This is a genomic window from Dokdonella sp. (assembly GCF_036518555.1).
Taxonomy (GTDB): domain Bacteria; phylum Pseudomonadota; class Gammaproteobacteria; order Xanthomonadales; family Rhodanobacteraceae; genus Dokdonella_A.
Genome location: NZ_DATDMY010000115.1, coordinates 1 through 5,098 on the forward strand (window position 1 = coordinate 1; position 5,098 = coordinate 5,098).

The 5,098-nt window shown below is 69.3% G+C and carries 5 protein-coding genes; 2 read left to right on the forward strand and 3 right to left on the reverse strand.

Going from position 1 to position 5,098, the window contains the following annotated elements; all coding sequences use genetic code 11:
- Positions 1–3 precede the first annotated feature (3 nt).
- Positions 4–1,371, reverse strand: a complete 1,368-nt coding sequence (gene dbpA, locus VI238_RS07005; RefSeq protein ID WP_331649866.1) for an ATP-dependent RNA helicase DbpA — start codon at positions 1,369–1,371, stop codon at positions 4–6.
- A 213-nt stretch (positions 1,372–1,584) separates the two neighbouring features.
- Here dbpA and VI238_RS07010 point away from each other — a divergent pair, with 213 nt between their 5' ends.
- Complete coding sequence (locus VI238_RS07010) at positions 1,585–2,229, forward strand: hypothetical protein (protein WP_331649868.1); 645 nt, start codon at positions 1,585–1,587, stop codon at positions 2,227–2,229.
- A 252-nt stretch (positions 2,230–2,481) separates the two neighbouring features.
- A complete protein-coding gene (locus VI238_RS07015; protein WP_331649870.1) occupies positions 2,482–2,871 on the forward strand; it encodes a hypothetical protein in 390 nt (129 codons plus the stop codon).
- 149 nt (positions 2,872–3,020) lie between these two features.
- Here the strand turns inward: VI238_RS07015 and VI238_RS07020 are convergent, their stop codons facing one another.
- Positions 3,021–3,332: a hypothetical protein gene (locus VI238_RS07020; RefSeq protein WP_331649872.1), complete on the reverse strand. Its 312-nt coding sequence runs from the start codon at positions 3,330–3,332 to the stop codon at positions 3,021–3,023.
- The coding region (locus VI238_RS07025) for a tetratricopeptide repeat protein (RefSeq protein ID WP_331649874.1) at positions 3,329–5,098 on the reverse strand (1,770 nt) is incomplete at its 5' end. The genes VI238_RS07020 and VI238_RS07025, both read right to left, overlap by 4 nt.

Below are 5,098 nucleotides of genomic sequence, written 5' to 3' on the forward strand. Positions count from 1 at the left end.
CGCTCACAGGCGAACCACGCGCACCTTGCGTCCCTTCACGCCGCGCGCACGCAGGCGCTCGAGCGCCTTGCCCGCGTCGGCGCGGCGGATCGCGACGTACGAGCGCGTCGGGAACACGTCGATCTTGCCGACCGCATCGCCCGCGAGGCCGGCGTCGCCGGTCAGCGCGCCGAGGATGTCGCCGGGGCGCATCTTGTCGGTGCGGCCCGCGTCCAGGCGCAACGTCGCCATCGCCGCGTGCAGGTCGTCCACTTTGGCGACTGCGCGGATCGCGCTCCAGTGCAGCGGCGCGTCGCGCGATGCTTCGAGCGCCTTCGCGCGCTGCATTTCGCGCGGCGCGACGAGGTTGAGCGCGAGGCCCTTCGCACCCGCGCGCGCGGTGCGGCCGATGCGGTGCCGGTAGGTGTCGCCGTCGTGCGGCAGTTCGTAGTTGATGACCGCGGCGAGGTCCTTGATGTCGAGGCCGCGCGCGGCGACGTCGCTCGCGACGAGCACGCTGCAGCTGCGGTTGGCGAAGCGCACGAGCACCTCGTCGCGGTCGCGCTGTTCGATGTCGCCGTGCAGCGCGAGCGCGTCGATGCCCGCGCGGCCGAGCGCCTCGACCACGTCGTCGACGTCGCGGCGCGTGTTGCAGAACACGACGCTCGATTCCGGCCGGAACTGCGCGAGCACCGCCGCGAGCGCGGCCGGTTTGCGCGCGAGCTCCGCTTCGAACCAGCGTTCGTCGATCTCCGGCTGCTCGCCGGCGCCCTCGATCGTCACCTCGAAAGGGTCGCGCAGGAACTCATGGCCGATGCGGCGGATGTCCTCGGGGAACGTCGCCGAGAACAGCAGGCCCTGGCGTTTGGGCGGCAGGTGCTTGACGATCTCGCGGATCGCGGGCTCGAAACCCATGTCGAGCATGCGGTCCGCCTCGTCGAGCACGAGCGTGCGGATCTTCGCGAGCGGCAACGCCTGCCGCTCGATCATCTCCTGCACGCGCCCGGGCGTGCCGACGATCACGTGCGAATCCTTGCGCAGCGACGCGAGCTGCGGCCCGACCGGGATGCCGCCGGTCAGCAGCTGCACCTTGAGGTTGGGGATCGTCGCCGCGAGCTTGCGGATCTCGCGCGCGACCTGGTCGGCGAGTTCGCGCGTCGGGCACAGCACGAGCGCCTGCGGCTTGACGAATGCGGGGTCGAGCCGATGCAGCAGGCCGAGCCCGAACGCGACGGTCTTGCCGCTGCCGGTCGGCGCCTGCGCGACGACGTCGCGCCCGCCGATGAGCGCGGGCAGCGTCGCCGCCTGCACGGGCGTCATGTCGGCATAGCCGAGCGTCTCGAGCGAGCGGTGCAGGGCGGGGGGGAGGGGAATCGAGGAGAAGGAAGGCATACGCGATTCTCGCAGGTCGCGCGCGTCGTTGCGCGGTCGGCGGTTGACGCACGCCGTTCCGAGGACGATGGGGCGGGGCAAGGCGACCGGGACGGACAACGAGCAGCCCAGGCTTGCGGCTCACGTCGTGCCGAGATCGCGTGAAGTCACGCTCGCGCTAGTATACGTGTACCGCAGCGACCGCATCGGGCGTCAGTCGCCGGAAGGCTATCCATGAGACCCAACCCCATTCGAGGATTTGAGGAACTTCTCATTGTTCTGACCCTCGGCGCGTTGCTGATGGTGTCGGCTGCCGACTTCCAACTCGCATTCCTGGCCCACGTGCTGCCGGGCGAGCTCGCGATCTTTCGTCGAATCGGCCATGGGGTTGTCTTGCTTCGAAATTTGATCAGCACATGGCCTGCCTTCGTCGCTGGTCTGCTGTGCGGAATGACACTGCCCAGACGCGCGAAGCGGTACGCGTGTCTGGTAGCTGCCCCGATGGCCGTCGCGCCGTTGTTCAGCGGCATTGTTCCGATCACGGTTTCGTATGCGGTCCTCACGATCGCATTCGCCTGGGCAGGCGCCATTACCGGCCTTCGGCTCAACCCCATCGCCCGAATCCCCGCAAGCGCAGTTCCAGACGATACGTCACGGATATTGCTCGCTGGCCGCGCCCTTGCCAGTTCCGCGGTCGCGATCGCGACCCTTTGCGCCGCGGGACTCTTGCACAATGTCATCCTGGGTCGCATCAAGGAACATACGATCTCGGCACTGGTATTCTTCTCCGCGATGCCCGCTGCCGCGGCCCTGGTTCGACGATGGGTCCGATCGCCGTTTGTCGAGCGGAATGCCGGCCATTCATCGAGGTCGACGTGACCCTACGGTGCGGCCCGTTCTGACACCAGGCGTTGGCCGTCGGAAGAGCTCGACGTATGCGTATTCCACGGAGCGCAACGGCCCGCTCGATCGCCCTGGCAGGGCGGTAGGCTCCGACGGAACGAGGACAAGGCCGAAGCGTGTCCGTGAGCTGGCGCAACGAGCGGTCGCTACCGGTTCATCCGCCACGTCGGCGTCGCATCGCTTCGTGGGCTCGGCTCGACTCAGGCTTCTTCTACCCGGGAAACACTCATGCGCACATGGTCAACTGTGATGGCAGTCCTGGCGTCCGCGGCATTCGCCGTCGCTGCGTTCGCGGCCACGCCAGGTTCGTTTCAGGTATCGGCAACCCTGTCCCATGCCGGCCAACCGTTTGCGGCGCCCTCTGCCGTCGTCCGAGCAGGCGAGCCTGCGAGCATCGAGGTCACGGGCGCGGACGGTTACACGCTCACCCTCACCGTCACGGACGTGGCTCCGGACGAGATCCGGGTCGTCGCTCGTCTCGACTCGGCGTACGGTTCAATGGAGCCGACCATCGTCGTTCGCCCGGGCCAGCCTGCCAGTGTGGCAGCGGGCGACGTGGGGCTGGAGCTCACGGTGCGCCGGGACGGCGCGGCACGGGCTATTGGTCTCGGCAAGTAGCCGAGAGTTCGCGTTCGGATTCCGGAGACGGGAACACCGGTTGGCGACGAACATCGGGGATGAAGGCAGTCACGGTTCACCTGACTACCTTCACCTTCCTGCGAAGCCGACACACGCGTCGTTCGACGATCTCGCGTCGCGGATGGTGCCTACCGGTCTACCGGCCTGACCACGCCGATACCTTCGACGATGATCGTGAACATTTTCGGCCGCGGCGGATTGGGCACGATCACGCCCTGGCCACCGAGCAGCACGCGCATCGACTTGATCGATTCGATGTCGATCTGAACGGCGCGCGTGACCTGCTTGGCCGTCGTCGGAGCGGATCGGGCGGTTCTCGCACCGCTCGCGACCTTCCTGGTTCGCGTCGACGTCGTTGCTGCGGTACGCGTCGATCGCACACGCTTTGCTGTTGCCATGTCGTCCTCCTGTGGCTGCCCGACGGTGCGGGGTGGAATCACGGATGTCGCTCGGACGTCCGTGCGGGAACGAGCAGGCCGAGGCGCTTGAACACGGCGTTGCTCGCGATGAGGGGTTCGGCGATGCCGTTCGCGCGCGCGGTGGCGAGGCGCGCGCGCGCAGGCTCGAGGTCACCGAGTACGGCAAGGGTTTCGGCATTGAGCAGGGCGACCTCGCCGGGTTCGGTGCCGAGCGCTTCGGCATTGCGCACGAGTTCGCGGGCCCTGGCAGCGTCGCCGAGTTCCGCCTGGTACAAGCCGAGCGCCGCCGTCGCGCGTGCATCGCGCGGTTGCGCCTCGAGGTAGCGCTGTGCGCGCGTCGCGGCCTCGCGGTATGCGGCGCGTGCCTGATCGGCCGTCGCCGGTTCCGCCTTGAGCGCCATCCCGAGATTGGCCCAGACCATGAAGTCGAGCGGATTGAGTTCGGCGGCTTGGCGTTGCAGCGTCGCGGCCGCGGCGTAGTCGCCGGCCTGGTACCTGAGCAGGCCGAGGTTGCTCAGCGCGGCATAGCCGGGCTCGAGGTCGACCGATCGCTGCAGCGCGCGCGCGGCTTCGGCGTTGTCGCCGGCTTCCATGCACAGCGCGCCGAACGTGCCCCAAAGGCCCGCATCGTCGGGCTTCAGCGCGACCGCCTCGCGGAACGAGGCGATCGCGTCGCGGATGTCGCCGTCGAGGTAGTGCTGGTAGCCGATCTCGGACCGCACGAACGCGTCCTCGGGGCTCGCGGCGAGCGCGGCGCGGAAGTGCTCCGTGGCGAGCTCGTGCCGGCGCTGGCTCGCGTACACCTTCGCCTGGCCGATCTCGGCCTGCGCGCGCAACGCGGGCGCGGCGACGGCGCGGTACGCCGCGAGCGCCTTGTCCGCTTCACCCTGCACGCGATAGAGGTCGCCGAGCGCGAGGGCGACTTCGGCCAGCGATGCATCCATCGTCAATGCGCGCTGGCACGCGATGCGTGCGTTGTCGTAGGCGTCGACGCTGTGCGCGTTCTCGAACTTGCGGATCTCCGCCTGGCAGATCCCGGCCTGCGCGCGTGCGAAACCGCTGTCCCTGCGCAGCGCCGATCCGAACAGGCCGATCGCGCGGTCCTCCACGCCGCTCGCGTTCGCCTCGCGCAGCACGTGCAGGCCGCGCAGGTAGTCGTCGAACGCGGCGACGTCGTGCGTCGGCGTCAGGCGTTTGGCCAGTGCCTCGCGTTCGCCGGGGATCACGCCGACGAGCGACTGCACGACGTCCTCGGCGATGCGGCTCTGCGTCTCGAACACGTCGGCGAGTTCGCGGTCGTAGGTGCGGCTCCACAGCGTGAAGCCGCTCGTCGTGTCCGACAGGCGCGCGCTGATGCGGATGCGCGCGCCCTGGCGGCGCACGCTCGCTTCGAGGATGGAGGCGACGCCGAGCCTGCGGCCGAGCGCGCGCGCGTCGCTCGCGCCTTCGCGCACCGCGGGCGACACCGAGGCGGCCACCTTGAGCCCGTCGACGCCCGCGAGCGCACTGCGCATCTCTTCGGCGAGGCCCTCGGCGAAGTAGCTGTCGCCTGCATCGCTGCTGAGGCTCGTGAACGGCAGCACCGCGACCGACGGCGCGTCCTGGGCGGGCTTCACGGGCTCCGGCCTGCGCGGTCTTGCGGGCGCCGCTTGCGGGTCGGCCGCGCGGCGTAGCAGCTCGAGCTCGTTCCGCACGTCCTTCGCGGTCTGGATCCTCCTTTCCGGATCCTTCTCGAGACAGCGCTCGAGCACGCGCGCGAGGTCGCGCGGCAGGTCGGCGCGCAGGCT

Excerpts from the sequence above, each read along its gene's own strand:
- dbpA (WP_331649866.1), bottom strand. The coding sequence starts at position 1,371 with ATGCCTTCCTTCTCCTCGATTCCCCTCCCCCCCGCCCTGCACCGCTCG.
- VI238_RS07010 (WP_331649868.1), top strand. The coding sequence starts at position 1,585 with ATGAGACCCAACCCCATTCGAGGATTTGAGGAACTTCTCATTGTTCTG.
- VI238_RS07015 (WP_331649870.1), top strand. The coding sequence starts at position 2,482 with ATGCGCACATGGTCAACTGTGATGGCAGTCCTGGCGTCCGCGGCATTC.